The following is a 21,238-nucleotide window of genomic DNA, read 5'->3' on the forward strand; positions in this document are numbered from 1 at the left end:
CGGTACGCCTCCTGTGTGTTACCAGTTGTAAGCAACTTTACCGTAATAAAACGCGCCGCTGTAACCGTACGGCGAAAAAGTGCTATAGGCCAGATTGCCACCACTGCTGGCGAAGGCGTTGACCTTCTCCGGGTATTTATCGGTGACGTTGTCGCCGCCCAGGGTGAAGGTCCAATTCTTCAGCCTGTAGTCCGCCGACAGGTCCAGCACCCAGGCCGCCTTGAAGGTCTGGTCGTTGACCTTGTCCGCCTGGTAGCTGGTGAATTCACCATAGCGCACCAGGTTGCTGTGCAGGGCCCAATGGCCGTAAGTGAAGTCGTTACCCAGGCTCAGCTTGTGCTGCGGCGTGGTATCCCCCAGCAAACCGATGCGCTCGCGGCGGTCCACGCGCACCAGGTTCGCGCCCAGGCTGTCGAGGATGGCCGGGTTGGCCTTCACATCCGTCACCTTGGTGTGGTTGTAGTTGTAGCCCACGGTGCTGTTCCAGCGGATGCCGCTGTCGAACTGATAGCGATAGTTGGCGACCAGGTCGACGCCGTCGGTGCTGGTGTCGGTGGCGTTAGTGAAGTAGCGGGCGGTGGTGTAGTCGATATTGCCGACACCGTTGGCCTGCAAATAGGCGCGCGTCGCCGCGTTTATGCCGAGGTTGGACGACAGGCTGATACGGTCACGGATGTCGATGCGGTACACATCCACCGTCACCGTCAGGTCATCGGCCGGCTCCAGCACCAGCCCAAGGCTGTAGTTGCGCGACTTCTCGGCCTTGAGGTCTTCGGCGCCGAGTAAACGCGCCACCTGGCTGTTGGCCGGGAAGGTGCCGGCTTCCTGGATGGTGCTGCCGATCAACTGCGATGAGGTGTAGGCAAAGTTCTGCTGGGCCAGGGACGGCGCGCGGAAACCGTTGGAAACACTGCCGCGCACAGCCACCTGCGGGGTGAAGTCATAACGGGCCGACAGCGAGCCGCTGACATTCGAGCCAAAATCGCTGTAGTCCTCATGGCGCACCGCCGCCGAGGCACTGAGTTTTTCGGTGAAGTTGGTTTCCAGGTCCAGGTACTGGGCCCAGTTGTGGCGCGTGCTGGTGCCCGCGTCGGCATCACGGAAACCACCCAGTCCGGAACTGCCGGTCTGGAAGTAGGAGGCCGGCTCGCCCGCCTCGATTTCATAACCCTGGTGCAGGTATTCACCGCCAAACGCCACGGACACCGGGTAAGGCAGCCAGCCCACGTCGAACTCGCGGGACAGGTCCAGGCTGACTTGCTTCTGGTCGTTGCTCAGGGTGCCATTGTCGAACTTGCGCGGCGTGGCCAGGCCCAGGGAGGTGTTGATGGTTTCGGTGCTGAGTGCGTACTCGTTCTTGCCGTAGTTGGCCGACAGGTCGTAATGCCAGTCGTAGGCCAGCAAACCGCGCAGGCCCACCACCAATGAGGTGTCTTCAAGGTTGCCCTTGATCAGCGGCAGGTAACCGTTGGGGTTGAGCGCCGGGATGTTGTTGGACGCATTACTCGCCCGGTAGAACGCCGCCGTCTCGCCGCGCCGCTTGCTGTAGCCGCCGAAGGTGTAGAACTCGGCCGCATCGTTGAAGGAATATTCGGAGTTGAACTGGAACTTGCCTTCATTGGTGGCCGGCTCACCCTGGCGGAACACCTGCTGGCCGTAAGTGGTAGAGCCAACGCTGCCAGGCCGGAAGTCTTTACCGGCACGGTTGGTGTAATCGTTATCGGCCCCTTCGGCCGACAGGTTGATAAAACCGTTGTCGCCCAGTGCCAGGCCGGTATTGCCGCTGACATTGCGCTGGATACCATCGCCCTTCTTGTATTCGCCGAACTTGGTGGAGATCGAACCGCCATGGTCGGCGTGCTTGAGGATCACGTTGATCACCCCGGCAATCGCATCCGAGCCGTAGCGGGCGGACGCACCGTCACGCAGCACTTCGATATGGTCCACCGCCGACAGCGGGATCGCGTTCAGGTCCGCCGGTGCCGACCCACGGCCCACCGCACCGCCCAGGTTGACGAAGGCACTGGTGTGGCGGCGCTTGCCGTTGACCAGCACCAGCACCTGATCGGGTGACAGGCCGCGCAACTGCGCAGGGCGCACCAGTTCGGCACCATCCACCAGGCTTGGGCGCGGGAAGTTGATCGACGGAATCAGGCGCGCCAGCACCGCCCCCAACTCATCAGAGCCCGTGCTGCGCAGGCTATCGCCGGAAATCACATCGATCGGAGACAGCGAAGCACTGGCGGTACGCTCCTGGGCGCGGGTGCCAGTGACGATCACGGTGTCGAGTTTGGGTGCATCGGTGGCGGGCGCTTCGGCCGCCAGGACAGGATTGAAGCCCACAGCGGCCAGCAAATTAGCCGACAAAATCGCTGTGTACAGCGCGTGTTGCGTGTAGCTCCCCATACCGCTCCCCTTTGAATCAAGAATCAGAACGTCAGTGTTCTGAGTTCGCAAGATCGATCCGGCTGGCGGGCGGTGGCGGTCAGTTAATGGTTATTGGAAGAAAATCGGTAGTCCGTTGAGATATAGCTTAAAGATATTTATGTAACAAATTAAATACCTTTAAAGCATAAGCGAATGCATAAGCCCGACGCCCTTTCGTCAGGATTGCACAGGGCAATCCGGCTACTTTCAGCCCCGGTTCAGCCTGGGAGCACGCCAAGCCGTCAAACTGGCGCGCACGTCCACGACCCACCTAGCCGCCCATCAAACCGCCTATCGAGGTCGCACCCATGAAGAAATTTCGACTGCCTGGCCTGCTGTTCCTGGCCCAGGCCACCACCGCACTGGCTGGCGAAACACCGCCTGCCGAGGACGACAAAGGCTTCTGGTACGCGCAGACCAGCGTCTATACCCGGCACTTCGCGCCGGACAAAGACCACAACAACAACCAGGACCTGATCGGCCTGGAGCGCAATGAGGCATCAGGATTGGTGTATGGCGGGGCGACGTTTCGCAACTCGTTCAGCCAGCGCTCCTACTACGTCTACGCAGGCAAGCGCTATGAGATAACCGACTCTGCGGTGTACCTGAAGGTCACAGGCGGGGCGATCCAGGGCTATCGCGGCAAATACCGTGACAAGATCCCCCTGAACCGTTTCGGCGTGGCGCCGGTGATCATCCCGTCGGTAGGCACCCATTACGGGCCGGTGGCAGCGGAACTGGTGCTGCTGGGGTTCAATGCGGCAATGGTCACGACCGGAGTGCGATTCTGAGCGAGCGCAAGCCCCGCTCCACAGTTCGGTTGCGTCAGGGCCGCGGGGCGTAGGCGAATACGTCGGCGCGCATCTGGTGCGCATCCATGCCGGCATCGACCAGTGCATCCAGCGTGCCGTAGATCATCGCCGGTGAACCGCTGGCGTAGACATGCACCGCCTTGAGGTCAGCAATGTCTTCGCATACCGCTTCATGCAGCAGGCCGCAGCGCCCTTCCCAACCACACAGGTCGCTGACCACCTTGTGCAGGAACAGGTTGGGCAGTTGCAGCCATTGGTCCCAGTGCTCGATCTCGTAGAAATCTTCCGGGCGACGCACGCCCCAGTACAGGTGCACCGGGTGCTTGAAGCCGGACGCGCGGCAATGCTCGATCAGGCTGTGCATCTGCGCCATGCCGGTCCCGGCGGCGATCAGCACCAATGGCCCGTCCGGCAGCTCGGCCAGGTGGGTGTCGCCAAAGGGCAGCTCGATGCGCGCCATCTGGTTGCGCTGCAATTGCTCCAGCAAGTTGCGCGCGCTGTCCTCGCGGGCCAGTACATGCAGTTCCAGCTCGCGACCGGCGTGGGGCGCCGACGCCAGGGAAAATGCCGACTTCTCGCCATTCTCCCGCTCGATCATCAGGTATTGCCCGGCGTGGTAACGCACCGCCTTGCCCGCCGGGGCCCGCAGGCGCACGCGCCACACATCGCCGCCCACTTCCACGCACTCGCTCAATTGGCACGACAACTTGCGCAACGGCAACTCTCCCGGCGCCAGCACGCCATCCCACAACACAACGCAATCTTCCAGCGGCTCGGCGATGCAGGTGTAGAACTCGCCATGGTCGCGCACTTCACCGGCTTGCTGCACCCGGCCCTCCACCAGCAGTGCGGCGCACACGTGGCACACGCCATTGCGACACGCCTGGGGGCATTCGTAGCCCAGGCGGCGCGCGCCTTCGAGGATTCGCTCGCCGGGGACCAGCTCCAGCACGGCGCCGGAAGGTTGCAGGGTTACACGCATCAATCTATTCCCAATTCTTTCCAAATCGCATCGACACGTGCCGTGACGGCCTCATCCTTGACGATCACCCGGCCCCATTCGCGGGTCGTTTCACCCGGCCATTTGTGGGTAGCGTCCAGGCCCATCTTCGAGCCCAGCCCCGACACCGGCGACGCGAAGTCGAGGTAGTCGATCGGCGTGTTATCGATCATCACCGTGTCGCGCTTGGGGTCCATGCGCGTGGTGATGGCCCAGATCACATCGTTCCAGTCCCGGGCATTGATATCGTCGTCGGTGACGATAACGAACTTGGTGTACATGAACTGTCGCAAAAACGACCACACACCCAGCATGACCCGCTTGGCATGGCCGGGATACGACTTCTTCATGGTCACGATGGCCATGCGATATGAACAGCCTTCCGGCGGCAGGTAGAAGTCGGTGATTTCCGGGAATTGCTTCTGCAGGATCGGCACGAACACTTCGTTCAGCGCCACCCCCAGAATCGCCGGCTCATCCGGCGGCCGACCGGTGTAGGTGCTGTGGTAGATCGGCTTGATCCGATGGGTGATGCGCTCGACGGTGAACACCGGGAAGCTGTCGACTTCGTTGTAATAGCCGGTGTGGTCGCCGTACGGGCCTTCATCGGCCATCTCGCCGGGGTGAATCACGCCTTCGAGGATGATTTCAGCGGTGGCCGGCACTTGCAGGTCATTGCCACGGCACTTCACCAGCTCGGTGCGGTTGCCACGCAACAACCCGGCGAAGGCATATTCGGACAGGCTGTCGGGCACCGGGGTCACGGCGCCGAGGATGGTCGCAGGGTCGGCGCCCAGGGCCACGGAGACCGGGAACGGCTTGCCGGGGTGCTTCTCGCACCATTCACGGAAGTCCAAGGCACCGCCACGGTGGCTCAGCCAACGCATGATCACCTTGTTGCGGCCGATCACTTGCTGGCGGTAGATCCCCAGGTTCTGGCGGTCCTTGTTCGGGCCCTTGGTGACGGTCAGGCCCCAGGTGATCAGCGGGCCGACGTCGCCGGGCCAGCAGGTTTGCACGGGGAGCATGGCGAGGTCGACGTCATCCCCTTCGATGACCACTTCCTGGCACACCGCGTCCTTGACCACCTTGGGTGCCATGGCAATGATCTTGCGGAAGATCGGCAGCTTCGACCAGGCATCCTTCAAGCCCTTGGGCGGCTCGGGCTCCTTGAGGAACGCCAGCAGCTTGCCGATCTCGCGCAATTCGCTGACCGCCTCGGCGCCCATGCCAAAGGCCACACGCTCGGGGGTACCGAACAGGTTGCCGAGCACCGGTATGTCAAAACCGGTCGGGTTCTCGAACAGCAGCGCCGGGCCCTTGTTGCGCAATGTGCGGTCGCAAATCTCAGTCATTTCCAGTACCGGGGAGATCGGCATCTGGATACGTTTCAACTCTCCGCGCTGCTCAAGTTGCTGCACGAAATCCCGAAGATCCTTGAATTTCATTAACCATGCCACCCGTAAAATAGGCGTACATCCTACCTGCTCTGAGGGCGGCTGGCAGCTTATCGCGGCGCATTTGGGTCAGGAACAGGCTTAAAAAACGCGCAAAAAAAAATGGCGCCCCTGGAGGCGCCATTCTTTCGGACCTGAAACGTCGTATTACTTACGTTTCATCGACAGGAAGAACTCGTCGTTGGTCTTGGTGGTTTTCAACTTGTCGATCAGGAACTCGATGGCCGCAACTTCGTCCATCGGGTGCAGCAGCTTGCGCAGGATCCACATGCGCTGCAGTTCGTCGTCGGCGGTCAGCAACTCTTCGCGGCGGGTGCCGGAGCGGTTGATGTTGATCGCCGGGAACACGCGTTTTTCCGCGATGCGACGGTCCAGGGGCAGTTCCATGTTGCCGGTACCCTTGAACTCTTCGTAGATCACTTCGTCCATCTTCGAACCGGTTTCAACCAGTGCGGTGGCGATAATGGTCAGCGAGCCGCCTTCTTCGATGTTCCGCGCGGCGCCGAAGAAACGCTTCGGTTTCTCCAGGGCGTGGGCATCGACACCACCGGTGAGGACCTTGCCGGAGCTCGGGATCACGGTGTTGTAGGCACGGGCCAGACGGGTGATGGAGTCGAGCAGGATCACCACGTCCTTCTTGTGTTCGACCAGGCGCTTGGCCTTCTCGATCACCATTTCGGCAACCTGCACGTGGCGGGTCGGCGGCTCATCGAACGTCGAGGCAACCACTTCGCCGCGCACGGTGCGCTGCATTTCGGTGACTTCTTCCGGACGCTCATCGATCAGCAATACGATCAGGTGAACTTCAGGATTGTTACGTGCGATGTTCGCTGCAATGTTCTGCAGCATGATCGTCTTACCGGCTTTCGGCGGTGCGACGATCAGGCCACGCTGGCCTTTGCCGATCGGGGCGCACAGGTCGATCACGCGACCGGTCAGGTCTTCGGTGGAACCGTTACCGGCTTCCATCTTCATGCGCACGGTCGGGAACAGCGGCGTCAGGTTCTCGAAGAGAATCTTGTTTTTCGCGTTCTCGGGACGATCGAAGTTGATCGTGTCGACCTTGAGCAGGGCGAAGTAACGCTCGCCTTCCTTCGGTGGGCGGATCTTGCCAACGATGGTGTCACCGGTGCGCAAGTTGAAGCGACGGATCTGGCTCGGCGAGACATAGATGTCGTCTGGGCCGGCGAGATAGGAGGCGTCTGCAGAGCGGAGGAAGCCGAAGCCGTCCTGGAGAATCTCCAGCACGCCATCACCGGAGATTTCCTCGCCGCTTTTCGCGTGCTTTTTCAGCAGGGAGAAAATCACGTCCTGCTTGCGCGAACGGGCCATATTTTCTATGCCCATTTCTTCGGCCAGTTGGAGCAGGTCGGTAATCGGCTTTTGCTTGAGTTCAGTCAGATTCATATAGGAATGACGTAATCATTTATGGAGGGGGGGGAAATTAAGCTTTTGGCTTAATGAGGCCGCGCCGCGGAGAAGGCGACAGGATCGCGTACTAATCGAAAGGAATGCGTCGGCGACGGCTTGCAGGGGGCAGTGGAGAAACCAGTGCGGGGCCGAATGTACCACCTGAGTTTCGGAGCGTCTAGCCCTGTTTCACGAAAAAGCCCCGCTATTTGCGGGGCTTTTTGACGACGCTTAGATGTTGGCGTCGAGGAAAGCTTGCAGCTGGGACTTCGACAGTGCACCCACCTTGGTGGCCTCGACGTTGCCGTTCTTGAACAGCATCAGCGTAGGAATACCGCGCACGCCATGCTTGGCCGGGGTTTCCTGGTTGTCGTCGATGTTCAGCTTGGCAATGGTCAGCTTGCCTTCGTAGGTGGTTGCAATGTCGTCCAGGACCGGAGCGATCATTTTGCAAGGGCCGCACCATTCAGCCCAGTAGTCAACCAGCACCGGGCCAGCAGCCTTGAGTACTTCGGCCTCAAAGGTCGCGTCGGTGACGTGCTTGATAAGATCGTTGCTCATGGATGTCTCCGGATTGTAAGCAAAAAAAACGTTGCCCATCATAGCCGCCCTTCCCCCGTTCAGGAAGCCGCCTCTGATTGAGTCTTCCTATGATGGCGCATGAGTTTGCGCATAGCCCAACTCAGGGCGTCACGGGAGTCACGAAGGCAATCCCCGTGCGCAACGCCGCGTTGCGTACGTGCTCCTGCATGGTTTTCTGCGCCGACGCACTGGCCCGTCGGGCCAGAGCGCGCAGGATTTTGCGATGTTCCTGCCAGGTTTCCATGGCCCGCTCCGGCCGGATGAACGGTAGTTTCTGGCTTTCCAGAAACACCTCGGCACTGGCACTCAGGATGCTCACCATCGCCTGGTTGCCGCTGGCCAGCAGGATGCGCTGGTGGAATTCGAAGTCCAGCCGTGCGGCCGCCTCGAAGTCGCCGGCCTTGAGCACCTTGCGCATGGCCTCGACGTTGTCTTCCAGGCTGTCCAGCTCATCGATCGTCAACGTGACCGCCGCCAAACCCGCCGCAAACCCTTCCAGCGCATAGCGCAACTGGAAGATATCGAGCGGCGTGGCCTGGGCTGCAAAAGGCCAGGCAAAGCCCGGCGCATCCTCCACCGCCTGCACGAACACACCTTTGCCCGGCTGCACACTGACCACACCCAAGGCGCTCAAGGACGACAGCGCCTCGCGCAGCGACGCCCGGCTGACGCCCAACTGCACCGCCAGGTCGCGCTGGGACGGCAGTACATCGCCCGGCCCGAAGCCTTGCTCCTTGATCAGTTTCCGGATGGCCTGCAGGGCCGCTTCCGGTACGGCTTGGGCGATGGAATTCATAAAAAACTCGAGGTTTTTGTCAACAGAACGGCTAGTTGTAAAGCTATTCGTGGACCACGGCAAGCCACGCCCCAAAGGGGCTCGCGCAGTTTTACCGACGCTCGAAAAGGGTGCGAAAACGCGCACAACTGTTCAGACCAGTAAGACCACCAAAGCTCAACAAACTCGCGTCTCGCAGACGATCTGCGCCGTACTGGCATGGGCTGTGCACTGAGCAAATCCAGAAAATTCCTTCGCCCTTCTCGGAGAGTTGCCATGACCAAGCGCTGCAGCGCCCTGCTCACTGCCCTGTTTGCCAGCCTGATGCTGAGCCAGGCACCCGCCCAGGCCAACGGTCTGGACGATATCGTCGCCCGTGGCACCCTCAAGGTCGCCGTGCCCCAGGACTTCCCGCCGTTCGGCTCGGTGGGCCCCGACATGAAGCCCCGTGGCCTGGACATCGACACCGCCAAACTGCTGGCCGACCAACTCAAGGTCAAGCTGGAGCTGACCCCGGTCAACAGCACCAACCGCATCCCGTTCCTCACCACCGGCAAGGTCGACCTGGTGATCTCCAGCCTGGGCAAAAACCCCGAGCGCGAAAAGGTCATCGACTTCTCCAAGGCCTACGCACCGTTCTACCTGGCCGTGTTCGGCCCGCCTGATGCCGCCATCAGCAGCACCGACGACCTCAAGGGCAAGACCATCAGCGTGACCCGTGGCGCCATCGAAGACATCGAGCTGACCGCCGTAGCGCCGAAGGAAGCCACCATCAAGCGCTTCGAAGACAACAACTCCACCATCGCAGCCTACCTGGCCGGCCAGGTCGACCTGATCGCCAGCGGCAACGTGGTCATGGTGGCGATCAGCGAACGCAGCCCGAAACGCGTGCCGGCGCTGAAAGTGAAGCTCAAGGACTCGCCGGTGTACGTGGGCGTGAACAAGAACGAGCCGGCGCTTCTGGAGAAGGTCAACCAGATCCTGGTCGCGGCCAAGGCCGATGGCAGCCTGGAAAAGAACGCGATGCAGTGGCTCAAAGAGCCATTGCCTGCTGATCTCTGAAGCGGAGCTGATTGATGGCCTATCAATTCGACTTTGTGCCGGTGCTGGCCAATACCGATCTGCTGTTGCGCGGCGCGCTGTTCACCCTTGAGCTGACGGCCATCGGCGCAATCCTGGGCGTCGCCCTGGGCACTGTCGGCGCCGTGGTGCGGGCGTGGAAGATCCAGCCCTTTGCCTGGTTCTTCGGTGTGTATGTCGAGTTGATCCGCAACACGCCGTTCCTGGTGCAGTTGTTCTTCATCTTCTTCGGCCTGCCCTCCCTGGGATTGAAAATCACCGAGTGGCAAGCAGCCGTATTGGCGATGGTGATCAACCTGGGGGCCTACTCCACGGAGATCATCCGCGCCGGCATCCAGGCCATCCCGCGCGGGCAACTGGAAGCCGCCGCCGCGCTGGCGATGACGCGTTTCGAAGCGTTTCGCCATGTGGTGCTGCTGCCGGCGCTGGGCAAGGTGTGGCCTGCCCTGAGCAGCCAGATCATCATCGTGATGCTCGGTTCGGCGGTGTGTTCGCAGATCGCCACCGAGGAGCTGAGCTTTGCCGCCAACTTTATCCAGTCGCGCAATTTCCGCGCGTTCGAAACCTATGCCCTGACCACCCTGGTGTACCTGTGCATGGCGTTGATGATTCGCCAGTTGCTCAACTGGATCGGCCGCCGCTTTGTGATGAGGAATAGCCGATGAGTGATTTTTCCTTCTGGGACATCGTGCGCAACCTGCTTACGGGCCTGCAGTGGACGCTGTTGCTGTCGATCGTGGCGTTTATCGGCGGCGGCCTGATCGGTTTGCTGGTGATGACCATGCGCATCAGCCGCAAGGCATTCGCGCGCAATGTTGCGCGCACCTATATCGAACTGTTCCAGGGCACCCCGTTGTTGATGCAGCTGTTCCTGGTTTTTTTCGGCATTGCCCTGCTCGGCGTGGATATTTCGCCCTGGCTGGCGGCCGCGATCGCCTTGACGCTGTTTACCAGCGCCTACCTCGCCGAAATCTGGCGCGGCTGCGTCGACTCCATCGCCCATGGCCAGTGGGAAGCATCGGCCAGCCTGGCGTTGAACCCGCTTGAACAACTGCGCTACGTGATCCTGCCCCAGGCCCTGCGGATCGCCGTGGCGCCTACCGTGGGCTTCTCGGTGCAGGTGGTCAAAGGCACCGCCGTCACTTCAATCATCGGCTTTACCGAACTGACCAAGACCGGCGGCATGCTAGCCAACGCCACCTTCGAGCCCTTCATGGTCTACGGCCTGGTGGCCCTCGGTTACTTCCTGCTCTGCTACCCCTTGTCCCTCAGTGCGCGCTACCTGGAAAGGAGACTGCATGCCTCTGCTTAGAATTTCCGCCCTGCATAAGTATTACGGCGATCACCACGTCCTCAAGGGCATCGACCTGACCGTTGAAGAAGGCCAGGTCGTGGCAATCATCGGTCGCAGCGGCTCGGGCAAGTCCACCTTGCTACGGACCCTCAATGGCCTGGAATCGATCAACGACGGCGTGATCGAGGTGGATGGCGAATACCTCGACGCCGCCCGCGCCGACCTGCGCAGCCTGCGGCAGAAAGTCGGCATGGTGTTCCAGCAGTTCAACCTGTTCCCGCACCTGACCGTGGGCGAAAACGTCATGCTCGCACCGCAAGTGGTGCAGAAAGTGCCTAAGGCCAAGGCAGCACAACTGGCCAGGCAAATGCTGGAACGCGTGGGCCTGGGTGAAAAATTCGACGCATTCCCCGATCGCCTGTCCGGCGGCCAGCAGCAACGCGTTGCCATCGCCCGCGCCCTGGCCATGTCGCCCAAGGTGCTGCTGTGCGATGAAATCACCTCGGCCCTGGACCCGGAGCTGGTCAATGAAGTACTCAGCGTGGTGCGCCAACTGGCCAAGGACGGCATGACCTTGATCATGGTGACGCACGAAATGCGCTTCGCCCGGGAAGTCGGCGACAAGCTGGTGTTCATGCACCAGGGCAAGGTGCATGAAGTCGGCGATCCGAAGGTATTGTTTGCCAACCCGCAGACTGCTGAGTTGGCGAACTTCATCGGCACTACCGAAGCGCACGCCTGATCGCCCAGCCATCGGGCACCATTTCGAAACGGCCTCCCCCCTCCAGCAGGGTTTTATCGCGCACGGCGGGGTGGGTGCCCGCTAGATAGGTATCGACCTGCACCTGAGCCGAAAAGACTCGACCGGTGATTGGCTGCCCGGCCCTCAGTGGCACCAGCACACCGCCGGGGCGCAGCTGCCCGTCTCGTTCAGTGCGGTTGTGCATCGACACCAGTTCGACGGCCTGGCCATCCAGCAATGCCTGCCGAAGGCTCAGATCAAAGCGCCCGTGATGGCCAAAACTGAAACCCTGCGCATCGGCTGGCGCACCGCGGAAACGCAGCGCAATCACCGCCGCCTCAGGGCAAACCACGCTGAGGTGCACCGTGCGTCTACCGATGGAAACACCGTGGGGTCCGGGCTGTGTGTCGACGCGCAACGGCCCGTAGTCGATCTGCGGCCGGCTCAATGACAGGTGGCATTCCGACGCCGAAACGTCAGCAATCATCAAGAGACCCGCCAGTAATCCCACCCCGCCTGGAAAGCGTCCCGAGGCAAGGGCAGCCTTAACGACAGACTGCCGAGGAGGTTTCATACAGTTGGCCGTCATAGCTGGGCTCCGCCAGATCGAGTTGCAGTTTGCAGGGAGTCGCATTCGGCGACGACAAGGTCAGTACCTGGGAATGCTCAATATTGTTGAGGAAGATCATTCCGTCCCCCACCACCGTGGTCAGGAACGTGTTATCGGCGGCAAGCACCGACGTCCCCTTGGGCAACGGCTGCCCGCTTGGGTCGCTGACACGCACCAGCATTCGGCGAACCTTCGAGACCTCAAACTCGACCGTACTGAACGAGCCTCGCCCGACCTCCAGCATCTTCGTGCCATTATTGAGATCAACCTGGCGTGGCAAGCTTTTACCGTCCACCTCGACAAGGCTGCCCTGATAAGCGGGTAAGCCGGGAATCACGGCCATTCCCCAGCGGTCGGTCCAGACGGGCCCCTGAGGGGTACTGATGCGAGCACCCGGAATATTCCCCACCGACGCCACACCGAAAGTGTCCTCTACACGGTAGGGAGACAGTGTCAGGCCTCGCTCGTGAGCAACCACGGCGCCCTGTAGCTGCCCGCTATAGATCGTGCTGGACGAGTCTCGATTGAGCCCCAGGCCGAGCTGGGTATAACGAGACGTCGCGTTGAGCGTTCCACCCACCGACTGATCGCTGGTACCTCTCAGGTCGCGTTCGCCCCTTAACTCGTAGTTCAGGGTGTCATTCACGCGCTCGCTGTAGGCTGTACCGATACCGGCATGACGCCCTTGGCGTCGAACCGTCGAGGTCACGGAGCGGTCACTGCCCAGTGGAACAGTGATCTGCAAGCGCATGCCCAAGCCATCATTTTTGTCTCTGGAGTCGCCTGACGCACCTATCTGGGAGTCAATGCTCACCGCAACATTGGCGTGCCTGAAGTTTTTGTTCCACGCGCCGTAGATATGCTGGGAAGTACGATTGTCGAAATGAGCCGAACGGGAATAACCGACAGCGAAGCCACCCAATTGAGGGTCTGACCAACTGAAGCCTGCCGTGTACTGGTGCCTGGCGCGCGCGCCCTGTACCTCGCCGGGCTCGCCGCCAACAGCTTCGAGCACATCCCGGTAACCCGACGTCTGGCGAGTGGCGCTCAAGTTCATCTGGACGTTGCCCGGCAGCGTACTGCCAAACGAAACGCCGCTACGCGAACCGCGTGCCTTTTGCTTACGGTCATGGGAAAGGTTATTGCGCAATCCCAGTGAAAACCGCTGGTCAAAGCTACTGTCCAACGCCAGGCCCACCGAGTGGTAGTTGTCCGTGCCCTGAACTCCCGAACTGAGGGCCGTATCCTCCCCTAACGCCCACGTTCCGCTGGCCATGGCCAACAGAGGTTCGGCGGCGCCCCTTCGATCCACATCACGCACCTTTCCTATTGCAGCGGTATATCCCGATTTAATCGGAACCGATCCACGGAACGAGGCGGCCGGCACGATAAAACTGTGTTGCCCCCCCTTGATTTCGATAACCCTGACGTCGAGGTCGCTGGTGCCATTGAGCAGTGGCAAATTGCGCAAGGTGAACGGCCCTTCCGGGACGAGAGTGGTATAAATCAATGCGCCGGACTGCCGGACCTCCACCCGCGACTGACTCCGCGCCCGCCCTTCAACCAAAACGCCATTGCTGCTGGTGCGGTTTTCCATTCCGTCAGGAAACAGCTGTGCACCGATCAGTTGAACACCACCGAACACGGGGCTATCAGCCGATATCTGGCCTGCCTGAAATGTCGAAGCCAAGGGAGCGATATCGCGCTGCGCGTATGCATACAGATGCTCAGTCGCCGAACGCTCATCGTTGGAGAGATAGAGCTGACGACTGCGGACGATCCAATTGCCCACATTGAAACCCATTTCCGTTGAAGCGGATAAAAAGCGCCCTCGATCCCCCCGCGAGTGGGCATTGACGCCTTGGACATCGTAGTTGACCAGCGCCGCTGCACCTCCCCGGGCGTAATGACCAGTGCTTTGTTGCATGTCGCGCAGCGCCTGGGTCGGGACGACCAGCACAACCTCCTCACGCCCTGGGCGCAAGGTCACTACCGTTTTCGGATACTCGGCAATAAAGTCATGACAGGCCTGGGCGGCAGAGACTTGCTTATCGATCACCGTGGCGGGAATCTGCAGTCCCGCCCGATCCAATAGCCCACGATTGAAACACAGCGCGCCTTCATGGTTAAACCGCGCGTCAGTCAACCCGATGGGATTACCGTTGACCGTCAAATCGACGACGCGCGTGCCCTCGCTGAACCGAGGGGCTTGCTGAAAGTAGCGCGCAACTGAAGGGTCGATACCACGCGCCTGCAAGGTGGCAAGGTCAAATCCGAGCACCGCCGCCGGCGCGGCGTAAACGTCAGCGGCCATTCCCGACACCACCACCGCCCAAACCGAAAGGCTGATTCCGCTTCGCCTGAAAGCCTCCTCAGGTTTTATTGGCGCCCGGGATGGCTGCCCACGTACGGCGCTACAAAACCTGCTGGCTTTTTTTCCCATGGCAGGTCACGGCTGATTCGCTACGAGCAAAGCCTCGTAGCTATCGACGGAAAACCCATAGAGCGTGGCCGGCATAAGGGTGACCGACGTGGCTGCAGAACGTTTTTCCACGGCAACGCTGAGGGTTTCGCCCGGCAAGATATAGGTACGCGGCAAAAGCGCATTCACCTTCTGCGGGTTCAAGACCACCTCAGCCGCCAGGCGCACCACATAGGGGCTGTTGTTGCGTGCGCTCAAGGTATTGCCGTGAAGGCTCCAGGTCAGCAGTTCCCACGGTGCATGATGTTGGGGTAAACCTTTGGGGTGGAGAATGAGCGGCAGGTTTTGCCGTAGGCTGATACCAATTGTCGCGCCCGAGCCGGGTTGTGCCTGGGGAATACCTTCAAACGTAATGCGCTTCAAACGTTGGGTTTTGAGAGGCTCCTTATTGATTGCCATAACCCTGACCATTTGCCGCTCACCGCTATCGACACGCGCAACGGGCTGAGTAATGACGGCTAAAGGCTCCGGGTCTTCCGGTATATCTTCGATAACTGAATGAAGCAGGGCAGGACTTGGGTCCGTATTGGTGACATTGATGCTGACTTCACCATCCGCCTCATTGAGAATGACAACTGTTGTTTCCGGTTCCATGCCGTCTGCATACGCGGCACGGCAGAAAACAAAACCGAGACACAAACAACCGGCCAGAATAGATTTTTTTCTTGTAGAAACAAGCATCAACACTTCCTTCACAGCAATAACGAAACACGCCGAATCAGGTGGGCTGTCGCCAAAGAGACTGCAAGCCGACCTGAATCGCCTGGAAGCTTTTAGAGATAGACCAATTCCAGGGTTGTATGGCCATCAAGTTTTATTTCGTTATTCATGCTCAGCGCAGAGGTTTTATTGATCACTGGTTGAACATTCAAATTCCCCGAGACGACGGTTATTTTAATCGGCGAATAGCTGGCGCTCGTACGCCAACTTCCAACGTTGGCTGACTGCCCCAAGACAGGATCGGTGATCCCCCAACTCGCGCCATTATTATTAGACCGCGCAGCCCGTACAGTTTTACCATCGGCAATGTTGTTTTCCATGAAAACCACGTAGCCGCCGATTTTTTCATTCTTCGAGGTAAACCCAAGACCATAATTGAAATCATCGTTATAAGTAATATTGTACTGACTCACCATCATGCCGCGCACCTTGCTGGACGCGCGGTTATCCTGTGCCTTAATACCAACAAACGTGGGCGATGCACACCTGACGGTGTAAGGCGTCCCCTTTTTGGCCAGTTTGGTGTAGTTAGTAGCACTCAGTGACCTAGGATCAATCCGACCGTAATCTATCGTTGAATTAACAATAGTAAAACTGCAACTGGCAGGCGCAATGGAGCCTCTCACTCGTAAGTCAGCAGCTTGCGCACTCAAACCCAGCATAGCGAGAAACATACCTGATAACGAAATAATCTTCTTCATAGCAATCATCGATAATAGCCAAAGAGACACGTGCTGATTGACACTTCATAGTCAGCACGCCATGGATACCTGTGTGGAGAAGCCTAGAGGTAGCGCAACTCCAGGGTGAAATGGCCGTCCAGGTTGATCTGGTTGCTCATATCAAGTTCGGACGTCTTGTTTATGACGGCTTGAACTTCAACATTGCCGGAAACAGCATTAACCAATATCGGCGCATACACATTCCCCGCACGCCAACTGGCTATATTGGCAGTGTGGCCTACTGCCTGGGTACTGTTTGGTTCCCATCGTACGCCGTTATTTTCCGAGCTAACAATCCCTACCGACTTGCCGTCAGCTACAGAATTTCGAAGATGCACTACATAACCTCCGATTTTCTGCCCCCTGGAAGTGGCCCCCAGACCAAAATTGTAGAGATCCTTATAGTTCCCGCCAAACTGCCCCAGCATCATGCCTGGTATTCTCGAGTCAGCTCGATTATCAACGCTCTTGATACCCACTTTTATTTTAGACTGACCACTGCACCTCACCGTATAGGGAACACTCTTCTTATCCAGCTTGGTATAACTTGTCGGACTCAGGCTGCTCGGGTGAATAGTTCCATAGTCAATGACCGAGCGGGTGAGTGTAAAACTGCAACTGGCTGGAGCGATCGCGCCTTTTACACGTACATCGGCAGCCTGGACAGTCAGGCTCGCAACGACGAGGCATAGGCCCGCCACTACTGGGTAATTCTTCTTCATCTAACTTTCATCCATAGCAATGACCATAGGCTGGCCAGTTATTGAATGATCAGAACACCTCCCCTGCGTCACGCCTGGTGCGCATATGAATATCTCGTCCTTGAAGCTCCGACCTATAAACACCACCCGGGACAGGTGCCGAACGTGAGTATTCATATTCCAAGAGAATAATAAAACCGGAAAAAATGACACCTCATGTAAGAGTGATCCCTATCTCCACTCTAAAAAACAACCTCATGTATACGAACAGGGACACAGCAAGTTAGGACAAACATAAAACGGCGTAAGACTTATCGACACACTCAATAAAACCAAGAATAGCCAGTACAAAATCCAGTGCTTTCTGGCTTTGTAATACATCATTTGTGGGCCGGTCCTACGTGCCACGCAGAAAGCACTTATAGGTATACGAGGAAAAATCCTCTGTTACTACGCGTTGGCTCCAGCGATCGATCGTGGCACGATGGCAAGGTTATCGACCGAGACCCCCAAACCATGCCGCAATCCCAAGCCAAGAATCTGTCCCTGATCGCCGCCATCGACCTGGGCTCCAACAGCTTTCACATGGTCGTGGCCAAGGCCCAGAACGGCGAAATCCGCATCCTTGAGCGGCTCGGAGAGAAAGTGCAACTGGCTGCCGGGATCGACGATGAGCGCCAGCTCAATGAAGAATCCATGCAACGCGGGCTCGACTGCCTCAAGCGTTTTGCACAGCTGATCAACGGCATGCCCCTGGGCGCCGTGCGAATCGTCGGCACCAACGCCCTGCGCGAAGCCCGTAACCGGGGCGAATTCATCCGTCGCGCCGAGGAAATCCTCGGCCACCCCGTAGAAGTCATCTCCGGCCGCGAAGAAGCACGCCTGATCTACCTCGGCGTGTCCCATACACTCGCAGATACCCCCGGCAAGCGCCTGGTGGCGGACATCGGCGGCGGCAGTACCGAGTTCATCATCGGCCAGCGCTTCGAACCGCTGCTGCGCGAAAGCCTGCAGATGGGCTGTGTCAGTTATACCCAACGCTATTTCAAGGACGGCAAGATCACCCCGGCGCGCTACGCCCAGGCCTACACGGCAGCGCGTTTGGAGATCATGAGCATCGAGCACGCCCTGCACCGCTTGACCTGGGATGAAGCCATCGGCTCGTCCGGCACCATCCGTGCCATCGGCCTGGCGCTCAAGGCCGGCGGCCATGGCACCGGCGAGGTCAACGCCGAAGGCCTGGCCTGGCTCAAGCGCAAGCTGTTCAAGCTGGGGGATGCCGAGAAGATCGACTTCGACGGCATCAAGCCCGACCGTCGCACCATCTTCCCGGCCGGCCTGGCGATTCTCGAGGCGATCTTCGACGCCCTCGAACTGCAACGCATGGACCACTGTGACGGCGCCCTGCGCGAAGGCGTGCTGTATGACCTGCTGGGCCGCCATCATCATGAAGACGTACGAGAGCGCACGCTCACTTCGCTGATGGAGCGCTATCACGTCGATCAGGAGCAGGCAGCCCGCGTGGAGCGTAAAGCCCTGCATGCGTTCGATCAGGTCGCCGAAGACTGGGACCTGGAAGACGGCGTATGGCGCGAACTGCTCGGCTGGGCGGCCAAGGTGCATGAAGTGGGCCTGGATATCGCCCACTACCACTACCACAAGCACGGCGCCTACCTGATCGAGCACTCCGACCTGGCGGGTTTCTCCCGGGAAGACCAGCAGATGCTCGCGCTGCTGGTGCGCGGCCATCGTCGCAATATTCCCAAGGACAAGTTTGCCGAGTTCGGCGATGAAGGCATCAAGCTGATCCGCCTGTGCGTGCTGCTGCGCTTCGCGATCCTGTTCCACCACATTCGTGGCACCCAGCAGATGCCCCAGGTAACCCTGCGTGCCAATGGCGACAGCCTGGATGTCGTATTCCCCAAAGGCTGGCTGGATGAGAACCAGCTGACTCAGGCGGACTTCGCCCAGGAAGCGGAGTGGCTGACGCGGGTGGGGTTCAGCCTGAACCTGCGCTAACCCGATCTCATGAACACTGCAAAAACAAATGTGGGAGGGGCGGTGCGACGACTCGACTTGCTCCCGATTACGGTGTGTCAGTCGCGAATACTTTGACTGAACCACCGCAATCGGGAGCAAGTCGAGTCGTCGCACCGCCCCTCCCACATTTTCAGAGCGTGTTGTCTGTTAGTTCACCGACAGAATCGGGCTACCCAACTTTTCCAGCAACGTCGCCTGGGCGCTGCGCGGATTCTGGTTGCCGGTCGGCGTGTTACGCACGTAACGGCCATCCGACTGCAGGCTCCAGCTGTGGGTGTTATCGGTGAGGTAGCTTTCCAGCTCCTTCTTGACCCGCATGATCAGCTTCTTGCCCTCGACCGGGAAGCAGGTCTCCACACGCTTGTCGAGGTTGCGCTCCATCCAGTCGGCACTGGAGAGGAACATCTGCTCCTCGCCGCCGTTAAGGAAGTAGAACACCCGCGTGTGTTCCAGGAAGCGGCCGATGATCGAGCGCACATGGATGTTATGCGACACGCCGACAATGCCCGGACGCAGGCAGCACATGCCACGCACCACCAGGTCGATACGCACGCCGGACTGGCTGGCCTTGTACAGCGCGCGGATGATCTTCGGATCGGTCAGCGAGTTGAACTTGGCGATGATGTGCGCCGGTTTGCCCTCGAGGGCGAACTGGGTCTCGCGGGCAATCATGTCGAGCATGCCCTTCTTGAGGGTGAACGGCGCGTGCAGCAGCTTCTTCATGCGCAACGTCTTGCCCATGCCGATCAACTGGCTGAACAACTTGCCGACGTCTTCACACAAGGCGTCGTCGGAAGTCAGCAGGCTGTAGTCGGTATAGAGCTTGGCGTTGCCGGCGTGGTAGTTGCCGGTGCCCAGGTGGGCGTAACGCACGATTTCACCGGCTTCACGGCGCAGGATCAGCATCATCTTGGCGTGGGTCTTGAAGCCCACCACGCCGTAGATCACTACCGCGCCGGCCGCTTGCAGGCGGCTGGCCAGTTGCAGGTTCGACTCTTCGTCAAAGCGCGCGCGCAACTCAATCACCGCCGTGACTTCCTTGCCGTTTCGCGCGGCGTCTACCAGGGCATCGACGATTTCCGAGTTGGCGCCGCTGCGGTACAGGGTCTGGCGTACGGCCAATACATGCGGGTCCTTGGCGGCCTGGCGCAGCAGGTCGACCACCGGAGTGAAGGACTCGAACGGGTGCAGCAGGAGGATGTCCTGCTTACTCACCACGCTGAAGATGTTCTCGCTGTTTTGCAGCAGTTTCGGGATCTGCGGGGTGAACGGCGTGTATTGCAGTTCCGGATGACTGTCCAGGCCAGTGATGCTGAACAGGCGTGTGAGGTTCACCGGGCCGTTGACCTGGTACAGCTCGGATTCGGCCAGGTTGAACTGCTTGAGCAGGTAGTCCGACAGATGTTTCGGGCAGGTATCGGCCACTTCCAGGCGCACCGCATCGCCGTAGCGCCGCGAGAACAGCTCGCCGCGTAGGGCACGGGCCAAGTCTTCGACGTCTTCGGAGTCCAGCGCCAGGTCGGCGTTACGGGTCAGGCGGAACTGGTAGCAGCCCTTGACCTTCATGCCTTGGAACAGGTCATCGGCGTGGGCATGGATCATCGACGACAGGAATACATAGTTGTCGCCAGCGCCCCCCACCTCTTCCGGTACCTTGATGATCCGTGGCAGCAAGCGCGGCGCCGGGATGATCGCCAGGCCCGAATCGCGGCCGAAGGCATCGATGCCTTCCAGCTCGACGATAAAGTTGAGGCTCTTGTTCACCAGCAATGGGAACGGGTGCGTCGGGTCGAGGCCGATGGGGGTGATGATCGGTGAAATCTCGTCACGGAAGTACCGGCGCACCCAGGTTTTGATCTTGGTGGTCCAGTGGCGGCGACGAATGAAGCGGACCTGATGTTTTTCCAGTTCCGGCAGCAGAATGTCGTTGAGGATCGCGTATTGACGGTCCACATGACCATGCACCAGCTCGCTGATGCGCGCCAGGGCCTGGTGCGGCTGCAGGCCGTCGGCGCCGGCTTGTTCACGGGCGAAGGTGATCTGTTTCTTGAGGCCGGCGACGCGGATCTCGAAGAATTCATCCAGGTTGCTGGAGAAAATCAGCAGGAACTTCAGGCGTTCCAGCAACGGGTAGGACTCATCCAGTGCCTGTTCAAGCACGCGGATGTTGAATTGCAGTTGTGACAGCTCGCGGTGGATGTACAGGCTGCTGTCATCCAGATTGGTCACTACGGCGGCCACCGGGGCCGGGGCTGGCGCTTCGGCTACCACCACAGGCGCGGCCGGCTCGTGCTCCGGCGGGGTCTCGGTGACTTGTTCCACCACCGGGTGAGCGTCTTTTACGGCAACTTCGGAGAGTCCTTCGGTATTCATCGAATGTTCCT

Annotated in this window: 18 protein-coding genes; 6 read left to right on the forward strand and 12 right to left on the reverse strand. The window is 59.6% G+C overall.

All coding sequences use genetic code 11. From position 1 onward, the window contains the following. Positions 1-18: 18 nt before the first annotated feature. Positions 19-2,406 (reverse strand): TonB-dependent receptor plug domain-containing protein, encoded by a 2,388-nt coding sequence (locus tag V3W40_RS13560; RefSeq protein WP_065926653.1) that lies wholly within the window; start codon positions 2,404-2,406, stop codon positions 19-21. Between the two features lie 329 nt (positions 2,407-2,735). Here V3W40_RS13560 and V3W40_RS13565 point away from each other — a divergent pair, with 329 nt between their 5' ends. Next, positions 2,736-3,218 (forward strand): sn-glycerol-3-phosphate transporter, encoded by a 483-nt coding sequence (locus tag V3W40_RS13565; RefSeq protein ID WP_065926654.1) that lies wholly within the window; start codon positions 2,736-2,738, stop codon positions 3,216-3,218. Positions 3,219-3,252: 34 nt separating this feature from the next. Here the strand turns inward: V3W40_RS13565 and V3W40_RS13570 are convergent, their stop codons facing one another. The 5 genes from V3W40_RS13570 to V3W40_RS13590 all read right to left on the reverse strand — a co-directional run bounded on the left by V3W40_RS13570 (position 3,253) and on the right by V3W40_RS13590 (position 8,484). Next, positions 3,253-4,221, reverse strand: a complete 969-nt coding sequence (locus tag V3W40_RS13570) for a CDP-6-deoxy-delta-3,4-glucoseen reductase (RefSeq protein ID WP_065926655.1) — start codon at positions 4,219-4,221, stop codon at positions 3,253-3,255. Further along, on the reverse strand, positions 4,221-5,687 hold the full coding sequence (gene ubiD / locus V3W40_RS13575; RefSeq protein WP_027608362.1) for a 4-hydroxy-3-polyprenylbenzoate decarboxylase: 1,467 nt from the start codon (positions 5,685-5,687) through the stop codon (positions 4,221-4,223). The genes V3W40_RS13570 and ubiD overlap by 1 nt, the downstream gene beginning before the upstream one ends. 156 nt (positions 5,688-5,843) lie before the next feature. Further along, positions 5,844-7,103, reverse strand: a complete 1,260-nt coding sequence (rho, locus tag V3W40_RS13580) for a transcription termination factor Rho (protein ID WP_003176825.1) — start codon at positions 7,101-7,103, stop codon at positions 5,844-5,846. Positions 7,104-7,337: 234 nt separating this feature from the next. Next, a complete protein-coding gene (trxA, locus tag V3W40_RS13585) occupies positions 7,338-7,667 on the reverse strand; it encodes a thioredoxin TrxA (RefSeq protein WP_015886460.1) in 330 nt (109 codons plus the stop codon). 121 nt (positions 7,668-7,788) lie between these two features. Beyond that, the gene (locus tag V3W40_RS13590) at positions 7,789-8,484 is read right to left on the reverse strand and encodes a FadR/GntR family transcriptional regulator (RefSeq protein WP_065926656.1); all 696 of its coding nucleotides are present in this window, start codon (positions 8,482-8,484) and stop codon (positions 7,789-7,791) included. Between the two features lie 255 nt (positions 8,485-8,739). Here V3W40_RS13590 and V3W40_RS13595 point away from each other — a divergent pair, with 255 nt between their 5' ends. The 4 genes from V3W40_RS13595 to V3W40_RS13610 are packed head-to-tail and all read left to right on the forward strand — an operon-like array spanning position 8,740 to position 11,579. Then, complete coding sequence (locus V3W40_RS13595) at positions 8,740-9,525, forward strand: transporter substrate-binding domain-containing protein (RefSeq protein ID WP_027608360.1); 786 nt, start codon at positions 8,740-8,742, stop codon at positions 9,523-9,525. Between the two features lie 14 nt (positions 9,526-9,539). Beyond that, complete coding sequence (locus tag V3W40_RS13600; RefSeq protein WP_017736949.1) at positions 9,540-10,208, forward strand: amino acid ABC transporter permease; 669 nt, start codon at positions 9,540-9,542, stop codon at positions 10,206-10,208. Continuing rightward, on the forward strand, positions 10,205-10,855 hold the full coding sequence (locus V3W40_RS13605) for an amino acid ABC transporter permease (RefSeq protein ID WP_065926657.1): 651 nt from the start codon (positions 10,205-10,207) through the stop codon (positions 10,853-10,855). The genes V3W40_RS13600 and V3W40_RS13605 overlap by 4 nt, the downstream gene beginning before the upstream one ends. After that, the gene (locus V3W40_RS13610) at positions 10,842-11,579 is read left to right on the forward strand and encodes an amino acid ABC transporter ATP-binding protein (protein ID WP_027608358.1); all 738 of its coding nucleotides are present in this window, start codon (positions 10,842-10,844) and stop codon (positions 11,577-11,579) included. The genes V3W40_RS13605 and V3W40_RS13610 overlap by 14 nt, the downstream gene beginning before the upstream one ends. Here V3W40_RS13610 and V3W40_RS13615 read toward each other — a convergent pair. The 5 genes from V3W40_RS13615 to V3W40_RS13635 all read right to left on the reverse strand — a co-directional run bounded on the left by V3W40_RS13615 (position 11,560) and on the right by V3W40_RS13635 (position 16,835). Then, on the reverse strand, positions 11,560-12,066 hold the full coding sequence (locus V3W40_RS13615; RefSeq protein ID WP_323146232.1) for a hypothetical protein: 507 nt from the start codon (positions 12,064-12,066) through the stop codon (positions 11,560-11,562). The genes V3W40_RS13610 and V3W40_RS13615 overlap by 20 nt on opposite strands. Before the next feature lie 58 nt (positions 12,067-12,124). Continuing rightward, positions 12,125-14,503 (reverse strand): fimbria/pilus outer membrane usher protein, encoded by a 2,379-nt coding sequence (locus V3W40_RS13620; RefSeq protein WP_074847948.1) that lies wholly within the window; start codon positions 14,501-14,503, stop codon positions 12,125-12,127. A gap of 135 nt (positions 14,504-14,638) precedes the next feature. After that, complete coding sequence (locus V3W40_RS13625) at positions 14,639-15,352, reverse strand: fimbria/pilus chaperone family protein (RefSeq protein WP_074847951.1); 714 nt, start codon at positions 15,350-15,352, stop codon at positions 14,639-14,641. 92 nt (positions 15,353-15,444) lie between these two features. Further along, entirely contained in the window at positions 15,445-16,092 is a 648-nt protein-coding gene (locus V3W40_RS13630; protein ID WP_161985716.1) for a DUF1120 domain-containing protein, read from the reverse strand. Positions 16,093-16,175: 83 nt separating this feature from the next. Further along, on the reverse strand, positions 16,176-16,835 hold the full coding sequence (locus V3W40_RS13635; RefSeq protein ID WP_330215152.1) for a DUF1120 domain-containing protein: 660 nt from the start codon (positions 16,833-16,835) through the stop codon (positions 16,176-16,178). A 495-nt stretch (positions 16,836-17,330) separates the two neighbouring features. Here V3W40_RS13635 and ppx point away from each other — a divergent pair, with 495 nt between their 5' ends. Further along, on the forward strand, positions 17,331-18,833 hold the full coding sequence (gene ppx, locus V3W40_RS13640; RefSeq protein WP_027608352.1) for an exopolyphosphatase: 1,503 nt from the start codon (positions 17,331-17,333) through the stop codon (positions 18,831-18,833). Positions 18,834-19,001: 168 nt separating this feature from the next. Here the strand turns inward: ppx and ppk1 are convergent, their stop codons facing one another. Continuing rightward, a complete protein-coding gene (ppk1, locus tag V3W40_RS13645) occupies positions 19,002-21,227 on the reverse strand; it encodes a polyphosphate kinase 1 (RefSeq protein ID WP_330215153.1) in 2,226 nt (741 codons plus the stop codon). Positions 21,228-21,238 lie beyond the last annotated feature (11 nt).

Source organism: Pseudomonas sp. AM8, from assembly GCF_036346475.1.
GTDB classification, from domain to species: Bacteria; Pseudomonadota; Gammaproteobacteria; order Pseudomonadales; family Pseudomonadaceae; genus Aquipseudomonas; species Aquipseudomonas marginalis.